This window comes from Flavobacterium sp. 120 (genome assembly GCF_003633605.1).
In the GTDB taxonomy this organism is placed as follows: domain Bacteria; phylum Bacteroidota; class Bacteroidia; order Flavobacteriales; family Flavobacteriaceae; genus Flavobacterium; species Flavobacterium algoritolerans.
Map to the genome: position 1 here is coordinate 371456 of NZ_RBKZ01000001.1, position 24540 is coordinate 395995.

Annotated in this window: 21 protein-coding genes and 1 riboswitch; of the genes, 20 read left to right on the forward strand and 1 reads right to left on the reverse strand. The window is 35.5% G+C overall.

Features of this window, described 5'->3' with window-relative positions:
- Positions 1-18: 18 nt before the first annotated feature.
- The 13 genes from C8C87_RS01490 to metF all read left to right on the forward strand — a co-directional run bounded on the left by C8C87_RS01490 (position 19) and on the right by metF (position 15878).
- Positions 19-1191, forward strand: coding sequence for a PLP-dependent aspartate aminotransferase family protein (locus C8C87_RS01490; RefSeq protein ID WP_121343256.1), 1173 nt, complete (start codon positions 19-21; stop codon positions 1189-1191).
- A 199-nt stretch (positions 1192-1390) separates the two neighbouring features.
- The gene (locus C8C87_RS01495; RefSeq protein WP_099713589.1) at positions 1391-1801 is read left to right on the forward strand and encodes an Rrf2 family transcriptional regulator; all 411 of its coding nucleotides are present in this window, start codon (positions 1391-1393) and stop codon (positions 1799-1801) included.
- 118 nt (positions 1802-1919) lie between these two features.
- Positions 1920-2822, forward strand: a complete 903-nt coding sequence (locus C8C87_RS01500; RefSeq protein ID WP_099716196.1) for a sulfite exporter TauE/SafE family protein — start codon at positions 1920-1922, stop codon at positions 2820-2822.
- 14 nt (positions 2823-2836) lie between these two features.
- Positions 2837-3538 carry a phosphoadenylyl-sulfate reductase gene (locus tag C8C87_RS01505; RefSeq protein ID WP_121340880.1) on the forward strand — a complete coding sequence of 234 codons (702 nt, stop codon included), beginning with the start codon at positions 2837-2839 and terminating at the stop codon, positions 3536-3538.
- 67 nt (positions 3539-3605) lie between these two features.
- Positions 3606-4505 carry a sulfate adenylyltransferase subunit CysD gene (gene cysD / locus C8C87_RS01510; RefSeq protein ID WP_099713587.1) on the forward strand — a complete coding sequence of 300 codons (900 nt, stop codon included), beginning with the start codon at positions 3606-3608 and terminating at the stop codon, positions 4503-4505.
- 154 nt (positions 4506-4659) lie between these two features.
- On the forward strand, positions 4660-5904 hold the full coding sequence (locus C8C87_RS01515; RefSeq protein ID WP_121340881.1) for a sulfate adenylyltransferase subunit 1: 1245 nt from the start codon (positions 4660-4662) through the stop codon (positions 5902-5904).
- Positions 5905-5933: 29 nt separating this feature from the next.
- Positions 5934-8024, forward strand: a complete 2091-nt coding sequence (locus tag C8C87_RS01520) for a HEPN domain-containing protein (protein WP_121340882.1) — start codon at positions 5934-5936, stop codon at positions 8022-8024.
- Positions 8017-8793, forward strand: coding sequence for a uroporphyrinogen-III C-methyltransferase (gene cobA, locus C8C87_RS01525; RefSeq protein WP_121340883.1), 777 nt, complete (start codon positions 8017-8019; stop codon positions 8791-8793). The genes C8C87_RS01520 and cobA overlap by 8 nt, the downstream gene beginning before the upstream one ends.
- Entirely contained in the window at positions 8793-9374 is a 582-nt protein-coding gene (locus tag C8C87_RS01530) for a bifunctional precorrin-2 dehydrogenase/sirohydrochlorin ferrochelatase (RefSeq protein WP_121340884.1), read from the forward strand. Before cobA ends, C8C87_RS01530 begins: the two co-directional genes overlap by 1 nt.
- A gap of 108 nt (positions 9375-9482) precedes the next feature.
- Positions 9483-10535: an NAD(P)/FAD-dependent oxidoreductase gene (locus C8C87_RS01535; protein WP_099713582.1), complete on the forward strand. Its 1053-nt coding sequence runs from the start codon at positions 9483-9485 to the stop codon at positions 10533-10535.
- A 92-nt stretch (positions 10536-10627) separates the two neighbouring features.
- Positions 10628-10747: riboswitch (SAM riboswitch) on the forward strand.
- 315 nt (positions 10748-11062) lie between these two features.
- Entirely contained in the window at positions 11063-12064 is a 1002-nt protein-coding gene (locus C8C87_RS01540; RefSeq protein WP_121340885.1) for a homocysteine S-methyltransferase family protein, read from the forward strand.
- A gap of 82 nt (positions 12065-12146) precedes the next feature.
- Complete coding sequence (gene metH / locus C8C87_RS01545) at positions 12147-14825, forward strand: methionine synthase (protein WP_121340886.1); 2679 nt, start codon at positions 12147-12149, stop codon at positions 14823-14825.
- Between the two features lie 96 nt (positions 14826-14921).
- Entirely contained in the window at positions 14922-15878 is a 957-nt protein-coding gene (metF, locus tag C8C87_RS01550; RefSeq protein ID WP_099713579.1) for a methylenetetrahydrofolate reductase [NAD(P)H], read from the forward strand.
- 69 nt (positions 15879-15947) lie between these two features.
- Here the strand turns inward: metF and gldA are convergent, their stop codons facing one another.
- Positions 15948-16844 carry a gliding motility-associated ABC transporter ATP-binding subunit GldA gene (gene gldA, locus C8C87_RS01555; protein WP_121340887.1) on the reverse strand — a complete coding sequence of 299 codons (897 nt, stop codon included), beginning with the start codon at positions 16842-16844 and terminating at the stop codon, positions 15948-15950.
- Between the two features lie 148 nt (positions 16845-16992).
- On the opposite strand from gldA, the gene C8C87_RS01560 reads away from it, so the two are divergent.
- From C8C87_RS01560 to dtd, 7 genes are all read left to right on the forward strand, one after another.
- Complete coding sequence (locus C8C87_RS01560; protein WP_121340888.1) at positions 16993-18246, forward strand: dicarboxylate/amino acid:cation symporter; 1254 nt, start codon at positions 16993-16995, stop codon at positions 18244-18246.
- 434 nt (positions 18247-18680) lie between these two features.
- On the forward strand, positions 18681-19508 hold the full coding sequence (locus tag C8C87_RS01565) for a prephenate dehydratase (RefSeq protein ID WP_099713576.1): 828 nt from the start codon (positions 18681-18683) through the stop codon (positions 19506-19508).
- A gap of 51 nt (positions 19509-19559) precedes the next feature.
- Positions 19560-20705: an aminotransferase class I/II-fold pyridoxal phosphate-dependent enzyme gene (locus C8C87_RS01570; protein WP_121340889.1), complete on the forward strand. Its 1146-nt coding sequence runs from the start codon at positions 19560-19562 to the stop codon at positions 20703-20705.
- Positions 20706-20780: 75 nt separating this feature from the next.
- Complete coding sequence (locus tag C8C87_RS01575; RefSeq protein ID WP_121340890.1) at positions 20781-21638, forward strand: prephenate dehydrogenase; 858 nt, start codon at positions 20781-20783, stop codon at positions 21636-21638.
- An 82-nt stretch (positions 21639-21720) separates the two neighbouring features.
- A complete protein-coding gene (locus C8C87_RS01580) occupies positions 21721-22803 on the forward strand; it encodes a bifunctional 3-deoxy-7-phosphoheptulonate synthase/chorismate mutase type II (protein WP_099713573.1) in 1083 nt (360 codons plus the stop codon).
- A gap of 275 nt (positions 22804-23078) precedes the next feature.
- Positions 23079-24056 carry a ribosome small subunit-dependent GTPase A gene (gene rsgA / locus C8C87_RS01585; protein WP_121340891.1) on the forward strand — a complete coding sequence of 326 codons (978 nt, stop codon included), beginning with the start codon at positions 23079-23081 and terminating at the stop codon, positions 24054-24056.
- 30 nt (positions 24057-24086) lie between these two features.
- A complete protein-coding gene (gene dtd / locus C8C87_RS01590) occupies positions 24087-24539 on the forward strand; it encodes a D-aminoacyl-tRNA deacylase (RefSeq protein WP_121340892.1) in 453 nt (150 codons plus the stop codon).
- Position 24540 lies beyond the last annotated feature (1 nt).

Consider the following 24540-nt stretch of genomic DNA (forward strand, 5'->3'; position numbering starts at 1 on the left):
TTTAAATTAAAAAATAAAATGAACGAACAAGAATTTGGTTTTGAAACCCAAGCCATACGTACCCAATTAGAAAGAACACAATTTCAAGAACATTCTGTGCCTTTATACTTAACTTCTAGTTTTGTATTTGAAGATGCCGAAGATATGAGAGCTTCTTTTGCTGAGGAGAAAGATCGAAATATTTATAGCCGATACAGCAATCCAAATACCAACGAATTTATAGAGAAAATTTGTAAAATGGAAGGTGCTGAATCGGGATTTGCTTTTGCCTCAGGAATGGCGGCTGTGTATTCAACTTTGGCTGCTTTGTTGAACTCCGGAGACCATATTGTTTCGGCAAGTAGTGTTTTTGGAGCGACACATTCATTGTTTATTAATTATTTTCCAAAATGGGGAATTGAAACATCGTATTTTGACATCGATAAGCCTGAAACCATTGAAAGTTTCATAAAACCTAATACAAAGATACTTTTTGCAGAATCTCCAACCAATCCAGCGGTAGATATTATCGATTTAGAACTGTTAGGTGCTATTGCCAAAAAGCATGATTTGATTTTGATTATTGACAACTGTTTTGCGACACCTTATTTACAGCAACCGATAAAATGGGGTGCAAATTTGGTAGTGCATTCAGCTACAAAATTAATAGATGGTCAAGGTAGAGTTTTGGGTGGAATTACCGTTGGAGATGCTGAATTGATTCAAAAAATCTATTTGTTTTCTCGACTTACCGGTCCTTCCTTATCTCCATTTAATGCTTGGGTATTATCAAAAAGTTTAGAAACTTTGGCGATTCGTTTAGATAGACATTGTGAAAATGCCTTGAAAGTGGCTGAGTTTTTGGAAGGCCATCCCCAGGTTAATAAAGTGAAGTATCCTTTCTTGAAATCGCATCCGCAATACGAAATTGCCAAAAAGCAAATGAAATTAGGCGGTAACATCGTTGCATTTGAAATAAAAGGCGGAATAGAAGCTGGAAGAGCGTTTTTGGATAAAATAAAATTATGTTCGTTGTCTCCAAATTTAGGTGATACGAGAACGATTGTAACGCATCCGGCATCAACAACACATAGTAAATTATCAGTTGAAGAACGTTTGGCGGTGAGTATTACAGATGGTTTGGTACGTATTTCAGTAGGATTGGAAACGGTGAAAGATGTTATTGCCGATTTAGAGCAGGCGCTTTCGTAAAAGTTTTAGTCCCGAAGTTTCGGGAGTAGATTAACGGTTTTTGAAGACGCATTTTGTGCATTTTAAAAATCGTTAATTTCTATTCCGTATTTCTTAAATCAAAAAGTATATTTTTGTTGCAATAAAAGACATGTAGATTTCAGATTACTTTGAAATCTAAAATCAAAAATCGTTAATTTTCAATCTTATATCTTTTAAAATGCTTTCAAAAAAAACAAAATACGGAATCAAAGCATTGACTTTTTTGGCACGCCAGAAAGATCAAACACCGATACAAATTGCTGAAATAGCGAAGAGTGAACATATTTCGATTAAGTTTTTGGAAAGTATTTTACTACTGTTACGCCATTCTGGTTTTTTAGGAGCCAAAAAAGGAAAGGGCGGAGGCTATTATCTGATAAAAGACCCTAAGGAAATAAATATGGCCCATGTCTATCGAATTCTCGAAGGGCCAATTGCATTACTTCCTTGTGCCAGCCACAATTTTTATGAGCCATGTGACGACTGTACGGATGAGGCCACTTGTGCAGTTCGTAAACTAATGACAGAAGTTCGCGACAATACGCTTATGATATTGGAAAACAATACACTGGCTGATATTGCATTTTAGACAATAAATCACAAAAAAATTTTTGTAGTTAAGTTAAAAGTTTTACTTTTGCACAGTAATCTACTATTCCGATAGGGTAATGGATTTAAATAATAAAAAACAGTTGAATTATAAAAGCATGAACAAAGAATTGAAACAGGTTAATGTCAATGTAAAATCGGGAAATACTTTCGCGGAGCGTTTATGGGTTGTAATTCCTGTTGTTTTGCTGATAGGGTTGTTTTCGACATTAGTGTACAATCATTATGCTGAGTTTTCTTGGAATGGTTTTTTGGCTGGTTTTAATCAGGAATTTTTAATCTTTTTCTGTATTGGGATATTTGCGCAATTAGTGGATGGAACTTTAGGAATGGGTTATGGAGCAACTTCTACTTCTTTTTTATTGGCGTATGGAATTCCGCCCGCAATAAGCAGTACAGGAGTTCACGTTGCTGAAATGTTCACTACAGGAGCTTCAGCGATTTCTCATCATCGATTTGGGAATATCAATAAAAAGCTAGTGAGACATTTGTTAATTCCGGGTGTTTTAGGTTCTATTGCCGGTGCTTATTTACTGTCGGATGTGATTGACGGAGATGCAATTAAGCCATTTATAGCCGTGTATATGATTGCGCTGGCCATTATAATTATTAGAAAAGCATTGAAAAAGAATATCATTAAAAAGAAAACTAAAAAATTAGGTGTTTTGGCTTCTTTTGGAGGTTTTATGGATGCTGTCGGTGGTGGCGGATGGGGACCAATTGTGACTTCAACTTTACTTGGAAACGGCAGAAATCCCAGATATACTATAGGTTCTGTAAATGCAGCCGAGTTTGCAGTAGCTTTTGCCAGTGGTGTAACATTTATGCTTTTTGGAGGAATACAAGGATGGCAAGTGATTATAGGGTTGATTTTAGGTGGTGTGATTGCCGCTCCAATTGCCGCTATTTTAGTCAATAAAATAAAGAGAAAACCTATGATGATTTTGGTAGGGATTTTAATTATTGTTTTGAGTTTAAAAACACTGTCTAAATTATTATAAATAGAAACGAAATTATGAGCATAGCAATAACCAATACTTTATTAGATAAAACAAAGGATTTTTCACTTGAAGAAACACTTTCGTTTTTAGCTAATGAATTCAAAGATAAAGTGGTTTTCTCTACTTCTTTTGGGCAGGAAGATCAGGTGATTACGGCTTTGATTGGTCAAAATGATTTACCAATTACCATTTTTACATTGGACACAGGGAGATTATTTCAAGAGACGTATGACGTTTTTCATAAGACATTGAAAAAGTATAAAAAGGAAATTAAAGTTTATTTTCCGGAAGCTTCTGAAGTTGAAAATTTGTTAAATCAAAAAGGACCAAATAGCTTTTACGAATCGGTGGAAAACAGAAAAGAATGTTGTTTCATTCGAAAAGTAGCACCGTTGACTAAAGCTTTAAAAGGAAATGAAATTTGGATCACCGGTTTGAGAGCCGAGCAATCAGAAAACAGAAATGATTTGGCAGCCTTTGAATACGATGCTCATTTCAATATCATAAAATTCAATCCATTATTAAAATGGACTTTGAAAGAAGTGGAGGATTATTTAGAAAAAAATAATGTGCCACAAAACGCTTTACATAAAAAAGGGTTTGTAAGCATTGGTTGTGCGCCTTGTACAAGAGCTATAGCCGAAGGCGAAGATATCAGAGCAGGAAGATGGTCATGGGAATCAAGTCATAAAGAATGTGGTTTACACCAAAAATAAAAAGTTTAATCGTTTATCTGTTTGGTCGTTTAACCGAATAAACAAATAAACAAATTACCAAATAATAATGAGTACCATATTAAAAACAAACGCTTTAGAAAGCGAAGCGATATACATATTTAGAGAAGTAATTTCTCAATTTGACAAGCCGGTTTTACTTTTCTCTGGAGGAAAAGATTCGATTACATTGGTGCGTTTAGCGCAAAAAGCATTTTTTCCTGCAAAAATCCCTTTTCCATTGTTGCACGTTGATACTGGACACAATTTTCCGGAAACAATTGAATTTAGAGACAAATTAGTTGCTGAATTAGGATTGGAATTAATCGTTCGTAATGTTCAGGATGCTATTGACGAAGGTAAAGTGGTGGAAGAATCTGGAAAATATTCCAGCAGAAACAGTTTGCAAACGACTACACTTTTGGATGCAATCGAAGAATTTAAATTTGATGCTTGTATTGGTGGTGCGCGTCGTGATGAAGAAAAAGCTAGAGCTAAAGAACGTATTTTCTCTGTTCGTGATGATTTTGGTCAATGGGATGAGAAAAACCAACGTCCGGAATTGTTTGATATTTTGAACGGAAAAATTGAAAATGGTCAAAACGTTCGTGTTTTCCCAATTTCGAACTGGACTGAACTAGATGTGTGGAGTTATATTGAGCAAGAGCAAATCGAAATTCCATCGATTTACTTTTCACATAAACGTAAAGTATTCTTGAGAGATGGTATGATTTGGTCACATTCTCCATTTGTATACCAAGAAGAAGATGAAGAAATTGAAGAAAGAATTGTTCGTTTTAGAACTGTTGGAGACATGAGTTGTACGGCAGCTGTTGATTCTTACGCAGCAACAATTCAAGAAGTAGTAGGCGAAATCAGATCTTCAACTATTTCAGAAAGAGGAGCCAGAATTGATGACAAACGTTCTGAAGCCGCGATGGAAAAAAGAAAACAACAAGGATACTTTTAGAAAACAATTATAAGGTATGAATTATAAATTATGAATTGTTCCGAGACATTTAAAATTTATAATTCAACATTTAAAATAAAAAAATCAAATTTAGAAGTTTACATAAGGTGTTTTGAAAACCTTAAACTTTTAAACTTCAAACAAAAAACAAGGAATGGAAGTTTTAAAAATAGCAACAGCAGGAAGTGTAGATGACGGAAAGAGTACCTTAATCGGGAGATTATTATACGATACAAAATCGTTGACTACAGATAAGATTGAAGCAATAGAAAAAAGCAGCAAACAAAAAGGATATGATTATCTTGATTTTTCATTAGCTACTGATGGTTTGGTTGCTGAGAGAGAACAAGGAATCACGATTGATGTAGCTCATATTTATTTTTCGACAGCTAAGAAAAGTTACATTATTGCCGATACTCCGGGTCACGTAGAATATACTCGTAACATGGTTACGGGAGCTTCAACTTCGCAAGTTTCTATCATTTTGATTGATGCTCGTAAAGGAGTTATTGAGCAAACGTACAGACACTTTTTTATCAATAATTTATTGAGAGTAAAAGAAGTGATTGTTGCGGTAAACAAAATGGATTTGGTTGATTATTCGGAAGAAGTATACAACAAAATCAAAGCTGATTTTCAGGCATTGAACAGCAAAAGTTCATTCAAAGAGCAAAACGTAAGTTACATTCCGTTGAGTGCTATTAACGGAGGAAACGTTGCGGATAAATCAGAGAACATGCCTTGGTACACAGGACAAACGGTTTTGGAACATTTAGAAGCTTTAGAGCCAGAAGATATTTTTGAAACAGGAAAAGCACGTTTCCCAGTTCAAACGGTTATCAGACCAAAAACGGAAGAGTATCATGATTTTAGAGGATATGCCGGAAAATTATACGGGAACAATATTAAAGTGGGTGATGCGGTAACGGTTCTTCCTTCTTTGACAGAATCTAAAGTGACTAATATTCACTTTTTCGATCAGCAATTTGATGAAGCGACAGCAGGTTCTTCGATTACTTTAGAATTGGAAAATGATATCAATGTTACAAGAGGAGACATGATTGTAAAATCGGATGAGTTGCCTAAAATCGAAAAAGATATCAATACAACGATTTGTTGGATGGACAGCAAAAAGTTAGTTCCAGGAACAAAATATTTGGTACAACACAATACCAACAGAGTTTTGGCAAAAATTGAAAGCGTGAAAAACGTAATCGCTACAGATTATTCTGGAGTTACACCAGCGACTCAATTGGCTATAAATGAAATAGGCGAAGTAAATATTAAATTAAGCAAAGCTTTGTATTTTGATGCCTATAATGACAACAAATCAAACGGCGCTTTTATTTTAATTGATGCTGCAACCAACACAACTGCTGGAGTTGGATTTATAAACTAAATCTAACTTTTGCCAAAAACAACACACAGATGGAAAGTTTTAGAACCGAAATAGAAAATCCGATTGTCCAAAAAGACATTATCGATTTAGAAAGAAAAATTGCTTTATTCCGTGACGGAAAAATTGATGACGAACGTTTCCGTAGCCTTCGCTTGGCGAGAGGAGTTTATGGTCAGCGTCAGGAAGGTGTACAAATGATTCGTATCAAATTGCCTTTTGGTAAAGTGACCAGCGAACAATTGTTGCGAATTACTAAAGTTTCTGATGAATATTCAACCGGACGTTTGCACATTACAACGCGTCAGGATATCCAGATTCACTATGTAAGTTTGGACAGAACGCCACAACTTTGGGCAGAATTAGAGAAAGATGATGTTACACTTCGTGAAGCTTGTGGAAACACCGTGAGAAATATTACGGCTAGTGAAACGGCAGGAATCGATGGAGAAGAACCTTTTGATGTGTCGCCTTATGCGCATGCGTTGTTTCAGTTTTTCTTGAGAAACCCGGTTTGTCAAGAGATGGGACGTAAATTCAAAATGTCATTTTCGTCTTCAGATAAAGATACAGGATTAAGTTATTTGCATGATTTAGGATTTATTCCAAAAATTGTAAACGGCGAAAGAGGCTTCAAAGTAATGTTAGGTGGAGGATTAGGTTCTCAACCAAGTCATGCCGAATTGCTTTCTGAATTTATTCCGGTAAACCAAATTATTCCAACAACTGAAGGCGTTTTGAGAATTTTTGACCGCTATGGCGAAAGAGCAAAACGTTTAAAAGCACGTATGAAATTCCTAATCAAAGATTTGGGAAGAGACGAGTTTTTACGATTGGTGGAAGAAGAGAAAAAAGCCTTGTCTTACCAAACAGTTGAAATCGATACAACTGCTTTTGATGGTGCAATTCCAGCTCCTTTATTGGAAGTTCCAAAAGTAGTAATCGAAGACACAGCAGCTTTCGAAGCTTGGAAAAAATCAAATGTAATCGCGCAAAAACAAGCGGGTTATGTAGCGATTGGAATCAAAGTTTTATTGGGGGATTTTTATACCGATAAAGCAAGATTATTAGCAGATTTGATTAAAAATTATGCGGCTAATGAGTTGCGTTTTACGTTGAGACAAGACATTTTAATTCGAAACGTAAAAGAAGAAAATTTGCCTTTTTTCTACCAAGAATTAGCCAAATTAGATTTTGTGGCTTTGGGTTACAATACCATTTCAGATATTACGGCTTGTCCGGGAACAGATACGTGTAATTTAGGAATTGCAAGCAGTACCGGAATCGCAGTAGAATTAGAAAGAGTTTTAGAAACTGAATATCCACAATACAGCAACAATCAAGAAATCACGATTAAAATCAGTGGTTGTATGAATGCTTGTGGACAACACAATATGGCCGAAATTGGTTTCCAGGGAATGTCTATCAATTCAGGAAAATTAGTGGCGCCAGCTCTTCAAGTTTTATTAGGCGGAGGAAATTTAGGAAACGGAAACGGAAGATTTTCGGATAAAGTAATCAAAATTCCAAGTAGAAGAGGACCTGATGCGTTGCGTTTCATCTTAAATGATTTTGAAGCGAACGGAAACGGACAATCATTCTTGAATTATTATGATACAAAAGGCGAAAAATATTTCTACGAATTTTTGAAACCATTAGCCGATTTGACTAATCTTACCGAAGCTGATTTTGTAGATTGGGGTAATGCTGATAACTACGTGAAAGCAGTTGGAGTAGGAGAATGTGCTGGTGTAGTAATTGATTTAGTAGCTACTTTAATATTAGAAGCCAAAGACAAAATGACTTTCGCACAAGAAGCTTTTGATGAAGGAAAATGGGCTGATGCAATTTATTTAGCATACGCAGGATTTGTAAATGGAGCTAAAGCATTATTGCTTGCTGAAAACCAAAAAACAAATCACCATGCAGGAATTATCGATTTGTTTGACACCGTTTTTATCGAAAGCAATAAAATTGAGTTGAATTCAACGTTCAAAGATTTAGTATACCAAATCAGAGCGAATGAGCCTTCTGCGGAATTTGCGCAAAAATACATTCAAGAAGGAGTTGCCTTTTTTGAAAACATAGAAAAATACAGAGCAAAAGATTTAGCTAATGCATAATACAATACAACCAAAAATAACTTTAGTAGGCGCTGGTCCTGGCGATCCGGATTTGCTTACTCTGAAAGGAGTAAAAGCACTTGCTGAAGCGAATGTGGTTTTGTATGATGCGCTGGCCAATGATGAAATAATGATTCATGCGCCAAAAAGTGCCATCAAAATATTTGTGGGTAAACGAAAAGGTTGCCATGAATATACGCAAGACCAAATCAATCAGTTGATTGTTGATAATGCGCTTACGTACGGAAATGTCGTTAGATTAAAAGGTGGAGATCCATTTATTTTTGGACGTGGAAGCGAAGAAATAGAATTCGCAGAAAGTTTTGGAATCCCTACATTTGTAGTGCCCGGAATTTCATCTTCGATTGCAGTTCCCGCTTACCAAGGAATTTCTTTGACAAAAAGAGGTGTTTCAGAAAGTTTTTGGGTAATTACTGGTACAACTTCTGATAGGAATTTGTCTAATGATGTTGCATTAGCAGCGCAATCGTCAGCAACAGTTGTTATTTTGATGGGAATGAGCAAATTATCACATATTGTTTCTTTGTTCCAAAAAGAATCCAAAGGAGAAACTCCCGTTGCAATTATTCAAAATGGAACTACTCCACAAGAAAAAATTGGAGTTGGAACGATTGACACAATTCAAGTAGTTGTAGCTGAGAATAAATTAAGTTCGCCAGCAATAATTGTCATTGGCGAAGTGGTTAAAGAAAGTAATAAGTTGAAAGGATTTTACGAAGAATTTCTATCAAACGAAATACGATTATAATGGAAAGAAATGAATTATATCCTGTTTTTTTAAAACTACAAAACCTGAACGTGTTGATTGTAGGTGGAGGAAACGTGGGTTTAGAAAAATTATCTTTCATGTTGAAATCAAGTCCGAATGCGAATGTTGAGGTAGTTGCACCAAGGTTTTTGCCGGAACTGGAAGAATTGGTCGAAAGACATCCTTCGGTGAAATTGACTAAAGCCAAGTTCAAGAAAAAAATATTGAAAAAACGCCACATGGTAATTGCTTGTACCGATGATTTAAAAGTCAATAAACGAGTATTTGATTTGTCTCGAAAAAGATATTTGATTTGCAACATTGCTGATACACCAGATTTGTGTGATTATTATTTGGGCGGAATTGTAACCAAAGGAAATGTAAAAATCGCTATTTCAACTAATGGAAAATCACCGACAACTGCCAAAAGATTACGGGAGTTTTTCGAAGAAATAATTCCAGACGATATTAATAAAATGGTCGAAAACCTGAATGAATATCGCAAGACACTAAAAGGAAATTTCGAAGAAAAAGTACAAAAGATGAACGAAATCACCGAAGCATTAAAAAATAAAGAATAAAAACAGCACAAAATAGCGAATGATATTTATCATTGAAAGTAGTAAAAATCAATCGTTAATTTGCAATTAAATAGTTTAGCACAATTACATTACATAAAGAATAAAAAAATGATTAAAACAGACATACTTATAATAGGAGCCGGACCTACGGGTTTATTTGCAGTTTTTGAAGCAGGATTGTTAAAACTGAAATGTCATATTTTAGATGCTTTGCCACAAGCAGGCGGACAATTATCTGAATTATATCCAAAAAAACCTATTTATGATATTCCAGGTTTTCCGGAAGTATTAGCCGGAGATTTAGTAGATAATTTAATGGAACAAATCAAGCAATTCGAACCAGGATTCACACTGGGAGAACGTGCAGAAACCATTGAAAAACAAGAAGACGGAAGTTTTATTGTGACTTCAAATAAAGGAAAAAAATTCCATGCCCCTGTGGTAGCAATTGCAGGTGGTTTAGGAAGTTTTGAACCAAGAAAACCATTGATTGAAGACATCGAATTTTACGAGGATAAAGGAATTAAATACTTTATCAAAAATCCGGAAAAATTCAGAGACAAAAGAGTAGTAATAGCCGGAGGAGGAGATTCTGCTTTGGACTGGAGTATTTTCTTGTCGAATGTTGCTTCTGAGGTAACTTTGATTCACCGTAGAAACGAATTCAGAGGGGCTTTAGATTCTGTAGAAAAAGTACAGGAATTGAAGAACTCAGGGAAAATAAAAATGATTACGCCTGCAGAAGTAGTTGGTTTAAACGGAGCGGAACATTTAGAGTCAATTGATATTGAGGAAAATGGCGCACATAGAACCATTGCGACGGATTATTTTATTCCACTTTTTGGATTAACACCAAAATTAGGTCCTATCGGAGACTGGGGATTGGACATTGAAAAAAATGCCATCAAAGTAAATAATGCTTTGGATTACCAAACGAACATTCCAGGGATTTTTGCCATTGGTGACGTAAATACCTATCCGGGAAAACTGAAATTGATTCTTTGTGGTTTCCACGAAGCCACATTAATGTGTCAGGCAGCCTACCAAATCATCAATCCAGGTAAGAAATATGTATTGAAATACACTACAGTTTCTGGTGTTGACGGATTTGACGGAACCCGTAAAGAAGCTCCAAAAGCCGTGGTGAAAGCCATAGTTTAACAACATAATACAAACTAGTTAAAAAATATAGCGCTAATACTTGCAAGTATTAGCGCTATGTCTTTACTTTGCACTGTTCATATATTTATTGAAAGTTATCACGAAAGGCGGAGGGAAAGACCCAATGAAACCTTAGCAACCCTTTATCTTTAAAGAAGGTGCTACATTCTACTTTATACAGAACCAGTTTCAGTATTTAAGATAGATAACACACGAATACTCACTTAGTATTTCTCAAACCCTTTCTTGACAACATATCGATATTTAGCTTACTGAATTTATTTCAGTATCAGGAGCGAACAATTGGCGTTTTTTTGTTAATACCGTTCCCGCTTTTCGTTGCAATCTTTCTCACCCTGAAACAAGTTCAGGACGAGAAAGGATTTTCACTGCAAACGTAGTTCATCGAACTCCTATGAAAATAGTAATTAAGTGAGGTAATCGGGGCTAAAGAGCTAATATATTGAACTTTTGGAATTAATAATAAGCGCTTAATACTATAATGTTTTGCGAGAATAAAACAAAAGATGTCAACAATTCAAGAAGCTATTAAAAAAAACATACTCATACTCGATGGAGCTATGGGAACCATGTTGCAACGCTACAATTTTTCCGAAGAAGATTTTCGAGGAGAACGTTTCAAAGATTTTCCACATTCCTTAAAAGGGAACAACGATTTATTGTCATTAACGCAACCACAAGCGATTCGTGCCGTTCACGCAGCTTATTTTGAAGCAGGAGCGGATATTGTTGAAACCAATACTTTTTCTGGAACTACTATCGGAATGGCCGATTATCATCTGGAAGATTTGGTATACGAACTCAACTATGAATCAGCAAGAATTGCCCGTGAAGTAGCCGATGAATTCATAGCCAAAAATCCGGATAAACCTCGTTTTGTAGCCGGTTCAATAGGACCAACAAACAGAACGGCCAGCATGTCACCAGATGTAAATGATCCTGGATATAGAGCTGTAACGTTCGATGATTTACGTATTGCTTACAAACAACAAGTAGAAGCGTTGATTGATGGAGGAAGTGATTTGCTTTTGGTAGAAACTATTTTCGACACTTTAAATGCAAAAGCAGCACTTTTCGCTATTGAAGAAGTCAAAGACGAACGCAATATCGATATTCCAATCATGGTTTCAGGAACGATTACGGATGCATCAGGGAGAACACTTTCGGGTCAAACCGTAGAAGCTTTTTTGGTTTCGGTTTCGCACATTCCATTATTGAGCGTAGGTTTCAATTGTGCTTTGGGAGCTGATTTACTGAAACCATATCTACAGACTTTGGCGCATAATACGTCATTCAATGTTTCGGCACATCCTAATGCAGGATTACCAAATGCATTTGGTGAGTACGATGAAACGCCAGAACAGATGCAAGCTTTCATCAAAGAATATTTAGATGACAATTTAGTAAATATCATAGGCGGTTGTTGCGGAACAACGCCAGAGCACATCAAGTTGATTGCTGATATCGCAAAGGAGTATAAACCTAGAGTATCAACAGCGACAATGTAACGTAGAGACGCGATGTATCGCGTCTGAATTATAGCCAGGAATTCTTTGTAATTATTGATTTTAGGGCAAAAAAAAATAAAAAATGGCACAAGCAGAAACTAGAAAAAACCTTGTATTATCGGGATTAGAGCCTTTAATCATCACGCCAGACAGCGTATTTGTGAATATTGGTGAACGTACGAATGTTACAGGTTCTAGAAAATTCCTTCGATTAATCAAGGAAGAAAAATACGAAGAAGCACTTAGCATTGCAAAAGAACAAGTAGAAGGTGGCGCACAAATTATCGATATTAATATGGATGAAGGAATGCTCGATGGCGAATATGCTATGACAAAATTCCTAAATCTTATCGCTGCCGAACCAGATATTTCCAGAGTTCCAATCATGATTGACAGCTCGAAATGGGACATTATCGAAGCGGGTTTAAAAGTAGTGCAAGGAAAGAGTGTTGTGAATTCTATTTCTTTAAAAGAAGGGGAAGAACAATTCATTCATCATGCCAAATTGATCAAGCGCTACGGCGCTGCAGCAATTATTATGGCTTTTGATGAGGTGGGTCAAGCAGATAATTACGAGAGAAGAGTTGAAATTTGCCAACGCTCGTATGATATTTTGGTAAACAAAGTTGGATTTCCTGCACAAGACATCATTTTCGATTTGAATATATTTCCTGTTGCAACAGGAATGGAAGAACACCGCTTGAACGCATTGGATTTCTTTAGAGGAACAAAATGGGTTAGAGAGAATCTTCCACATGCCCATATTAGTGGTGGTGTGAGTAATGTTTCTTTCTCGTTTAGAGGAAATGACACGGTTCGTGAAGCGATGCACTCGGTATTTTTATATCATGCGATTCAAAATGGTATGACGATGGGAATCGTGAATCCAGAAATGCTTTCTATTTACGATGAAATTCCAAAAGATTTATTAGAACACGTTGAAGATGTAATCTTGAACAGACGCGATGATGCCACGGAAAGATTATTGGACTTTGCCGAGAATGTAAAAGGAGATGTAAAGAGTAATGAAAAAACAGTTCAAGAATGGCGTTCGGGAACTATTCAGGAACGATTGACGCATTCGCTAGTAAAAGGAGTTGATGAATTTATAGAAATTGACGTAGAAGAAGCCAGACTTGCAGCAACAAAACCTATCGAAGTAATCGAAATCAACTTAATGGCAGGAATGAATGTCGTTGGAGATTTATTTGGGTCAGGTAAAATGTTTTTACCACAAGTGGTGAAATCAGCGCGTGTAATGAAGAAAGCGGTAGCTTATTTATTGCCATTCATTGAAGCCGAAAAAGATGGTGTTTCGAGTTTTGCAGGTCGTATATTAATGGCAACTGTAAAAGGCGACGTACACGATATTGGAAAAAATATTGTTTCAGTTGTTTTGGCTTGTAACAATTATGAGATTATTGATTTAGGTGTAATGGTTGCGCCTGAGAAAATTATCGCTGCAGCTATAGAACACAATGTTGATATCATTGGTCTAAGCGGATTGATAACACCTTCATTGGATGAAATGGTGTATTTGGCTAAAGAATTAGACAAAAGAAATATAAAAATTCCAGTGATGATTGGTGGAGCAACGACTTCGCGCGCGCATACTGCCGTGAAAATTGCACCACAGTATAGAGAAACGGTTATTCACGTAAATGATGCTTCGAGAGCCGTAACGGTTGCCGGAAATTTATTGAACAGTGAGAAAAAAATATATGCAAGTGACATCAGAGCAGAATATGATGCTTTTAGAGAGACTTTTTTGAATCGTTCGCGTGACAAAAATTTCTTGACTATTGAGCAAGCTCGTGTCAATAAACTGAAATTGGACTGGGAAAATTACAACCCAATGAAGCCTAATTTTATTGGAACAAAAACAATCGAAGTCGATTTGGATGTTTTGGTTCCGTATATTGACTGGACACCCTTTTTTAGAACATGGGAATTGTTTGGGAAATATCCAGCGATTTTAACAGATACTGTTGTTGGAGAACAAGCTACTTCGGTTTTTGCGGATGCCAAAGAAATGTTGGACGTTATTTTGAAAGAAAAGAAACTGACAGCCAAAGGAATCTATGGAATTTTTCCAGCAAATCAAGTGAATGATGATGATATTGAATTGAGTGATGAAAGTGGAAAAGTATTAGAGAAATTCTTGACTCTGCGTCAGCAATCACAAAAAACGAAAGGTGCTCCAAATATCGCTTTATCTGATTTTATTGCTCCAAAAGACAGCGGTAAAACGGATTATATGGGGGCATTTTGTGTAACAACCGGTTTTGGTGTGGACGAATGGGCGGCTGAATTCGAAAGAGATTTAGACGATTATAATTCGATTATGGTGAAAGCATTGGCGGATCGTTTTGCAGAAGCTTTCGCAGAATATTTGCACGAAAAAATCCGTAAAGAGATTTGGGGTTACGCTGCTGATGAAAATTTATCTACCGAGGCTATGATTGAAGAGGTTTATAAAGGAATTCGTCCAGCACCGGGTTATCCGGCTTGTCCCGACCATTTAGAAAAACCAACGATTTGGAAATTACTAAATGTAGAACAAGAAATTGGAGTGACTTTAACAGAAAGTATGGCGATGTGGCCGGCTTCATCGGTTTCAGGATATTATTTTGGAAATCCGGAAAGTAGGTATTTTGGACTTGGAAAAATAAAAGAAGACCAAGTTATTGATTATGCCAAACGAAGAAGCGTATCGACAGAAGTTGCCATGAAATGGCTGAACCCAAATATAGCGGATTAGAAAATAGTTTAAAGTTGAAATTTTGTTTAAAGTTTAAAGTTTAAAGTTGTTCGAGAGAACCTTAAACCTTAAACCTTAAACTTCAAACTAAAGAAAATGAAAGTAACACAACATATAGAAGACGCAAAAGGAGAAACTTTATTCTCTTTCGAAATTATTCCGCCTCAAAAAGGCAAAAGCATTCAGGAATTATACGATAATATTGATCCGTTGATGGAGTTTAAACCACCATTTATAGATGTAACTACTTCTCGCGAAGAATATATTTACGTGGATAAAGGCAATGGTTTATTAGATAAGAAACTGACCAGAATGCGTCCGGGAACGCTTGGAATTTGTGCTTCGATAAAGCATAAATACAACGTAGATACGGTTCCTCACGTGCTTTGCGGTGGTTTTACCAAAGAAGAAACCGAGTATTTATTGGTCGATTGTCATTATCTGGGAATTGATAATGTGATGGCGTTACGTGGCGATGCGATGAAAGACGAGCAATATTTTATTCCGAAACAAGGAGGAAATGATTTTGCTGTTGATTTAGTGAAACAAATAAACCAATTGAATTGCGGGAAATATTTGCACGATGTAATGGATATTGATAATAAAGCCAATTTTTGTATTGGAGTTGCTGGATATCCGGAGAAGCATTTGGAGTCTCCATCCTTACAATCTGATTTAAAAAGGTTGAAAGAAAAAGTGGATGCCGGTGCGGATTATGTGGTGACACAAATGTTCTTTGATAATGCTAAATACTTTGAGTTTGTTGCCAAAGCTAGAGAAATGGGAATTACTGTACCTATTATTCCAGGTATTAAACCAATTGCCGTAAAAAGACATTTGCAAGTCTTACCACAAATTTTCAGAATCGATTTGCCGGAAGATTTAATTCATGCGGTTGACCAATGTAAAAATAATGCGGATATCAGACAAGTAGGAATCGAATGGGCAATTCAACAATCTTTAGAATTGAAAGCTGCTGGAGTTCCGGTATTGCATTATTATTCTATGGGGAAATCAGAGAATATTAGACAAATTGCGAGTAAGGTTTTTTAATTCCCTAATCGTATTTTATAAAAAAAGCTCGTTTAAAATCAATTTTAAACGAGCTTTTTTAGTTGTAAACTACTTCGTAATCTCTCTAAATACTGCCTCCAGATTTTTATTTTTTTGATTCAGTTGAAGTGTTTTCAAACCATTGGCATTAGCAAAATCAAAAACAGCCGGTCGCATGTCTTTATCCGCTTTGAAAGTCAATTCCCAAATCATGTCGTGTGTATTCTTGTAAGAAACAAGATTTTCGATTTTGGCAATAGCTTGTTCCTCTATTTTATAATCAAATTCTACTTCGATAACTTGCTCCTTGTCTTCGGAAATTAAGTGGTCCAGTTTTTTATCGGTAACAATTTTGCCGTTATTGATGATAATAACGCGGTCACAAATGGCTTCAACTTCCTGCATAATGTGCGTAGAAAGGAAAACGGTTTTGTCTTTCCCTACGTTTTTAATCACATTACGAATTTCCATTAATTGATTTGGGTCTAAACCCGTTGTTGGTTCGTCAAGAATCAAAACATCCGGATTGTGTAATAAAGCATTGGCAAGGCCTACACGCTGACGGTATCCTTTGGATAATTGTCCTATTTTTTTATGACTTTCGGTACTTAAACCTGTCAATTGAATTACTTCTTCAATGCGGGATTTGGCTACTTTGTACACATCTGCGTTAAAAGCCAAATATTCTCTCACATACAAATCCAAATACAACGGATTGTGTTCCGGTAAATAACCAATGGAAAGCTGAACGGCTTTTTGCTGTGTGTTTACATCGTTTCCATTTACGATAGCTGTACCTTCATCGGCATTGATATACGTTGTCAATATTTTCATTAAAGTCGATTTTCCGGCTCCATTTGGACCTAAAAAACCAACGATTTCCCCTTTATTAATGGAAAATGAAATGTTATCCAGTGCTTTTTGGGCACCGTAGCTTTTGGATATATTAGTAACTTCTATTGACATGGAATTTTATTTGTTGCAAAAGTAAACAGAAAAAGTATTGATTTATTGTTTTTTGTAGCCCAATAGCTAAAAAGTCCTTTATCAAAGTTTTACAAAGCGAGATGATATTCTATTTTAGATTTATATATTTACCATAAACTATATAGATATGAATTTGAAAAATACACAATCGAGCAGTTTTCTGAAAAACTACAAAAGTATTTTATTGCTACTTGGCGGGATTCTGGCAGGAAGTATATTGGGGTTAGTTTTTGGAAAAGGAGTAGAAGTGATTAAGCCTTTGGGCGATATATTTCTGAATTTATTGTTCACAGCAATTATCCCTTTGATTTTTTTTACGATTGCATCTTCGATTGCCAATTTAGAAAAATCAGAGAAATTGGGGAAGTTGTTTGTAATCGTTATTGGCGTATTTTTAAGCACAGTATTGATTTCGGCCATTTTGATGATTGTTGGCGTATTGTTATTCCCTGTTCAGCAAGATATTATCATTTCCAAAATTCCATTGGAAACAATTCAGGAAAGTTCTACGGGTTCACAAATTACCCAGTTGCTTACTGCAAGTGACTTTTTTGAACTTTTATCTCGAAAAAATATGTTGGCGCTCATTATATTTTCTTTTTTAATAGGATTTGCCAGTTTGCATTCGGGAGAAAAAGGGAAAGATTTCAGTCGTTTCCTAAATTCAGGAAATGAAGTGATGAAGCAATTGTTACACATGATTATGAAAACGGCTCCAATAGGTTTGGGTGCTTATTTTGCGTATCAGGTTGGGATTTTTGGACCGCAATTATTTGGTGCTTACGCAAAACCTTTAGGGCTTTATTATGCAGTTTGTGCTTTTTACTTTGTCGTATTTTTTAGTTTGTATGCTTTTATCGCCGGAGGGAAATTAGGATTTAAAGTATTTTGGAAAAACAATATTACGCCTTCATTAACCGCATTGGGAACCTGTAGCAGTATTGCGACAATTCCGGCGAATCTGGAAGGTGCCGAAAAAATGAATATCCCGAGTCATATCAGGAATGTAGTTATTCCACTTGGGGCACCGTTACACAAAGACGGTTCGAGTATGTCGTCCATTATAAAAATCGCGGTTATTTTTGCCATGTTTGGTAAAGATTTCACAGATCCTTATAATTTACTAGTGGCATTGGGAATTACAGTAATTGTTTCAGTAGTCGAGGGCGGAATTCCAAATGGAGGTTATATTGGAGAAATCCTGGCGATAACCGTTTATGGATTTCCTATGGAGCAAGCTCTGCCGGCAGCTATGATTGTGGGAACCTTAGTAGATCCTATGGCGACCCTGTTGAATGCAAATGGAGATTTGGTTTCAGCGATGGTAGTTACCCGAATTGCGGAGGGAAAAAAATGGCTTTCGGCTAATTTAGCAGCTTAAACGCTTTTTTGGTTTGAATTAGTTGAAAAAAGCATTTAGAAATCAGTAATAAGAGATAGGTTAGAAGTCTCTTTTTTAGGTATTTTGCAATAATAAGCAGCTTTCACAAAGAATTCTTTTTTTGTTACATAAAACAATAATTTTTTTTTGGTCGGTTTGAAATAAGCCCTACATTTGCAGTGTAAATATTAAATATAACACACAACATACAATGTCTAATAACCGTTTTTATTTTAGCAACACTTATTATTTCTTCTTTAGGAAGTAAGGGATTGTGCTATGGTTATTTGAAAACAAACAAACAAATAAAACTAATATACAATCCTGATGAAAATCAGGATTTTTTTTTGAATATAACTGAAATAAGATAAATGAAAATTGATAGAATACGAATCAAAATTTCATTTTCAAATAGAAACAAATAATAACTTAGAATGAGAACTAAGATTGCAATACAAGGTATAAAAGGCTCTTTCCATCATCAGGTGGCACAGGATTATTACTATCAAAATGTTGAGGTAGATGAGTGTTTGTCTTTTGAAGAGTTAGTGGATAGTTTGCTTTCAGGAAAATCAGATCAGGCGGTTATGGCTATAGAAAACTCTATCGCAGGACCAATTATTCCGAATTATGCCTTGATTGATAAAAACAATTTACACATTATAGGAGAGCATTATTTAGATATTCATCAAAATTTAATGGCGCTAAAAGGGCAACAAATTGAGGATATTTTAGAAGTGCATTCACATCCAATGGCGTTATTGCAATGTATGGAGTTTTTGAAAAAGTATCCGGACATAAAATTAGTTGAAGATAAAGATACTGCCGAAACGGCTCGAAGAATACATCAGCATCAGTTGAAAGGAATTGCTGCAATTGCGAGTAAAACGGCTTCTGAAATGTATGATTTAGAGATTTTGGCTCCGGAAATTCAGACGATAAATAATAACATGACACGATTTGTTATTATTAAAAAGGAGAACTCATTTGTTGATGAAAACGAAATAAACAGAGCTTCCATCAAATTTGAATTGGATCACAAACGCGGCAGTTTAGCAGCAGTTTTAAATGTGATGAGTGATTGTAAATTGAATTTAACCAAAATACAATCATTGCCAAAAATAGAAACGCCTTGGAAATATTCCTTTTTTGTGGATGTTACTTTCGAAAAATACGAAGATTATACTAAAGCAAAAGCATTACTGACCATTATGGCGGAATACTTTAAGGTTTTAGGCGAATATAAAAATACAAAGCCCTAATTAGTCATAAAGTTGAAAGTCAAAAAGTCAAAAGAATTTTAAAATATAAAAATGATTGCAACAGCGAAACGTCTGGATATAATTGAAGAATACTATTTCTCCTCAAAACTGCGAGAAGTAAGACAATTGGCTTCTGAGGGGAAACCAATTATTAATATGGGAATTGGAAGTCCGGATTTACAGCCATCACAAGCGGTTGTTGATGCAGTTGTTATGGCAATGCAAGATGAAAATGCACATCAATACCAGAGTTATCAAGGATTGCCGGAATTACGACAAGGTATGGCTGATTTTTATCAGAATAACTTTCAAGTGGCGTTGAATCCAGCTAACGAAATTTTGCCTTTGATGGGTTCCAAAGAAGGAATCATGCATATTTCACTGGCTTTCTTGAATGAAGGAGATCAGGTACTGATTCCAAATCCAGGTTATCCAACGTATACTTCGGTGACGAATTTAGTAGGGGCAGTTCCGGTTTATTATGACTTAAAAGAAGTAAATAATTGGGAACCTGATTTAGAAGCTTTGGAAAAACTGAATTTATCTAAAGTGAAAATCATGTGGATTGGTTATCCGCATATGCCAACAGGAGCAAGAGGAAGTTTGGAGTTGTTTTCAAAATTAGTGGCTTTTGCTAAAAAACATAACATTTTGTTAGTCAATGACAATCCGTATAGTTTTGTTTTGAATGACAATCCGATGAGTTTGTTACAAGTGGAAGGCGCCAAAGATGTGGCTTTAGAATTGAATTCTTTGAGTAAGACTTTTAACATGGCAGGTTGGAGAGTTGGAATGGTTTTAGGAAATGCAGCTTGTATTGATGCTGTTCTAAAAGTAAAAAGCAACATGGATAGCGGAATGTTTTACGGGATTCAAAAAGGAGCAATTGAAGCTTTAAAAAGTGACAAGACTTGGTTTGAATCGATGAATGCGATTTATAGAAAACGCAGAATTCTTACCGAACAACTAGCTGAGAAATTAGGTTGTAAAGTGTACAAAGAAGGAGTTGGATTATTTGTTTGGGCAAAGTTGCCAGACGGAATTACATCGGCAGAGAAATTTATTGATGAAATTTTATATGACAAATCTATTTTTATTACACCGGGGACCATTTTTGGTTCTAATGGAGAAGGATATATTCGATTTGCACTTTGTGTAAAAGAAGAAAAAATACAAGAAGCTATAAATAGATTTTAGATTGTTGATTAACGATTCTAGATTTCAGATTTTCCTTCAAGGTTTTTAAAACATTGTAGGTATAAAAATAAAACGATGAAAGTATTTGTAATAGGAATAGGATTAATTGGCGGTTCGATGGTATTGGACATTAAAACGCTGCATCCTGAAGCCAAAATTTATGGAATTGATAACAACGAAAGTCATTTGGCGGAAGCCTTAGCTTTAGGAGTTGTTGATGGAGCGGCAACATTTGATGATTTAGTTGATGCTGACTTTGTAATCGTTTCGGTTCCTGTTGATGTAGCATTGATTGTTTTGCCAAAAGTATTGGATGTTGTTGGGGACAATACGATTGTTTTTGAAGTAGGTTCAACAAAAACTCCTATTTGTGAAGCGGTTGCCCATCATCCTAAAAGGAGAAATTTTATTGCTACGCATCCTATTGCAGGAACGGAGTTTTCAGGACCTTCGGCGGCGATAAAAGGATTGTTTCAAGGGAAAACGAATATCATTTGCGAAGTAGAGAAAACAACTTTCAAATTACAGGAAAAGGCGTTGGAGCTTTTTACGGCGATGGGAATGAGAATCCGTTATATGGACCCGAAATCACATGATAAACACATTGCATATGTATCGCATTTGTCACATATCAGTGCGTTTATGCTCGGAAAAACGGTAATTAACAAAGAGAAAGACGAACAGGATATTTTTGATATGGCCGGTTCCGGTTTTGAAAGTACGGTTCGTTTAGCCAAAAGTTCGCCAGCAATGTGGACGCCAATTTTTAAACAAAACAGGAAGCAGGTTGTAAAGACATTGGATGAATACATTTCGAATTTATCAAAATTTAAAGAATTATTAGAAAAGGAAGATTACGATGCGATTTATAATGAAATGCAAAGTGTCAATAAAATAAAGGAAATATTAAACGGAATTAATGTAAAAAAATAGACCGTTTTTTGGGGCAGGCGCAGTCTCAGAAAACAGTTTCAAGAAGAAGAACAACACAATAAAAAAATAAAAATTAAAAAAGATGGAAAACAAGAAAGAAATGAGAAATTGGTTGAATGAATTCAATTTGACTCATCCATTTGTAATCGCAGGACCTTGTAGTGCTGAAACAGAAGAACAAGTATTGAAAATTGCACATGAATTGAAAGATTCGGATGTAAGTGTTTTTAGAGCAGGAATTTGGAAACCAAGAACGCGTCCGGGAGGATTTGAAGGTGTTGGGGAAATAGGATTGAAATGGTTGAAAAAAGCCAAAGAACAAACGGGATTGTTAATGGGAACAGAGGTAGCAAATGCTGCTCACGTAAAATTAGCTTTGGAGTATGATATTGATGTATTGTGGATTGGTGCAAGAACTACCGTAAATCCATTTGCAATGCAGGAAATTGCAGATGCTTTAGTAGGAACTAAAAAAATCGTATTGGTTAAGAATCCGGTAAATCCAGATTTGTCTTTATGGTTGGGTGGTGTTGAGCGTTTATACATGGCAGGAATTGAAAAATTAGGAGTAATTCATAGAGGTTTTTCTACTTACGAAAAAACAAAATACAGAAATATTCCAGAATGGCAGATTGCTATCGAATTACAAAATAAATTCCCTGATTTGCCTTTAATCATTGACCCATCTCATATTACAGGAGATCGTAAAATGATTCTTGAAGTAACTCAAGAAGCTTTGGATTTGAATTATGATGGTATGATTATCGAAACACATTACGATCCGGACAATGCTTGGAGTGATGCTGCACAACAAGTTACGCCAGACGCTTTGAAACAAATCTTTATTGATTTGAAAGTTAGAAAAGTAAATGATGTATCGGATGAGTTTACTCAAAAAATGGCTAAGTTAAGAGCTAATATAGATGTTTTAGATGCTACTTTATTGGATTTATTAGGGAAACGTATGAAAGTAGCAGACGAAATAGGTCAGGTGAAAAAAGATGCTAACGTTGCTGTATTGCAAAACAATCGTTGGAACGAAATTCTAGGAAAAATGATTTTAGAGGGTGAGAAAAAAGGATTGACTGAAGAGTTTGTACTGAAAATGTTCAAAGCGATTCACCAAGAAAGTATTGGTCACCAAGAAAAAGTATTGAACGCTTAAAATGATTTAGGAGTGTAGATTAACGATTTCTGATTTTAGATTTCGGTGATGAGAATTTAAATTTTATGAAGTCCCAAGACGTTATGTTTTGGGATTTTTTTGTTTTTAGAGTCTTCTAATGTCAAAAATCGAAAATCCTTTATCTTTGCAGAGTCTTAGATTTTAAATCTGAAATCTAAAATCGTTAGTCTTCAATCAAAAATCCTTTATCTTTGCAAAGTCTTAGGTTTTAAATCAGAAATCTAAAATCGTTAATTTTCAATCAAAAATCCTAAATGACAGGACTCGTATACAAATCTACAGGAAGTTGGTACACCGTAAAATCCGAACAAGGTGATTTTATCGAATGCCGTATGAAAGGTAAATTCCGAATTAAAGGAATCAAAAGTACCAATCCTATTGCTGTGGGCGATGTTGTGGATTATGAACTCGAAGAAACATCAGACACGGTTACGGGAACTATTCATAAAATTCACGACAGGAAAAATTATATCGTACGTAAATCAGTGAATTTATCACATCAGATGCATATTATTGCGTCTAATATTGATCGGGTTTTCTTGTTAGTTACGATTAATAATCCGCCAACGACTTTTAATTTTATTGATCGTTTTCTGGTTACAGCCGAAGCATATGGAATTGAAACGATACTGGTTTTTAATAAAATAGACACTTTTGATGATGCCACACTTGACGAACAATTGTACATGCAGCATGTGTATCAGGAAATAGGGTACAAATGTTTGCGCGTTTCTTCGACTGAAATGAAAGGAATTGAGGAGTTGAAAGAAATGATGATTGGCAAAGTGAGTATGTTCTCCGGGCATTCCGGTGTTGGAAAATCCACTTTGGTAAATGCAATGGAACCTTCTTTGCATTTAAAAACAAAAACGATTTCTGAAGCAAGTAAACAAGGACAGCATACAACTACTTTCGCTGAAATGTATGATTTGTCCTTTAATGCCAGAATCATCGACACACCAGGTATCAAAGGTTTTGGAATTGTAGACATGGAAAAAGAGGAAGTGAGCGGTTATTTCCCTGAATTTTTCAAATTGAAAGACCAGTGTAAATTCAATAATTGTTTGCATAAAGATGAACCGCATTGCGCTATTAAAGCCGCATTGGAAAAAGACGAAATTGCTTGGTCTCGTTATAGGAGTTATCTTAAAATTCTGGAAGGAGACGATGAACATTATCGTACTGATATTCATAATGAAGATAGAATAATCAGTGATAAAACGAGGGAATAACAATATCAAAAATCAATTTCAATTTTAAAAATGAAAATAGTCCTTCAAAGAGTTTCCTCTGCTTCCGTAACTATCGATAATAAAATTGTAGCCGATATCCAAAAAGGACTGTTGGTTTTAGTTGGTATTGAAGATGCCGATACTCAAGAAGATATAGATTGGCTGGTTAATAAGATAACTAACATCCGCATTTTTGGCGATGAAAACGATGTCATGAATTTATCCGTTAAAGACATTGACGGAGATATTATTGTGGTAAGCCAATTTACATTACATGCTTCTACTAAAAAAGGCAATCGTCCTTCCTATATAAAAGCTTCAAAACCAGAAGTTGCTATCCCATTGTACGAGAAATTTGTAAAAAAAATAGAAATGGAATTGGGAAAGAAAGTACAAACCGGAATCTTTGGTGCGGATATGAAAGTACTTTTGTTGAATGACGGTCCAGTAACGATAGTAATTGATAGTAAAAATAGAGATTAAA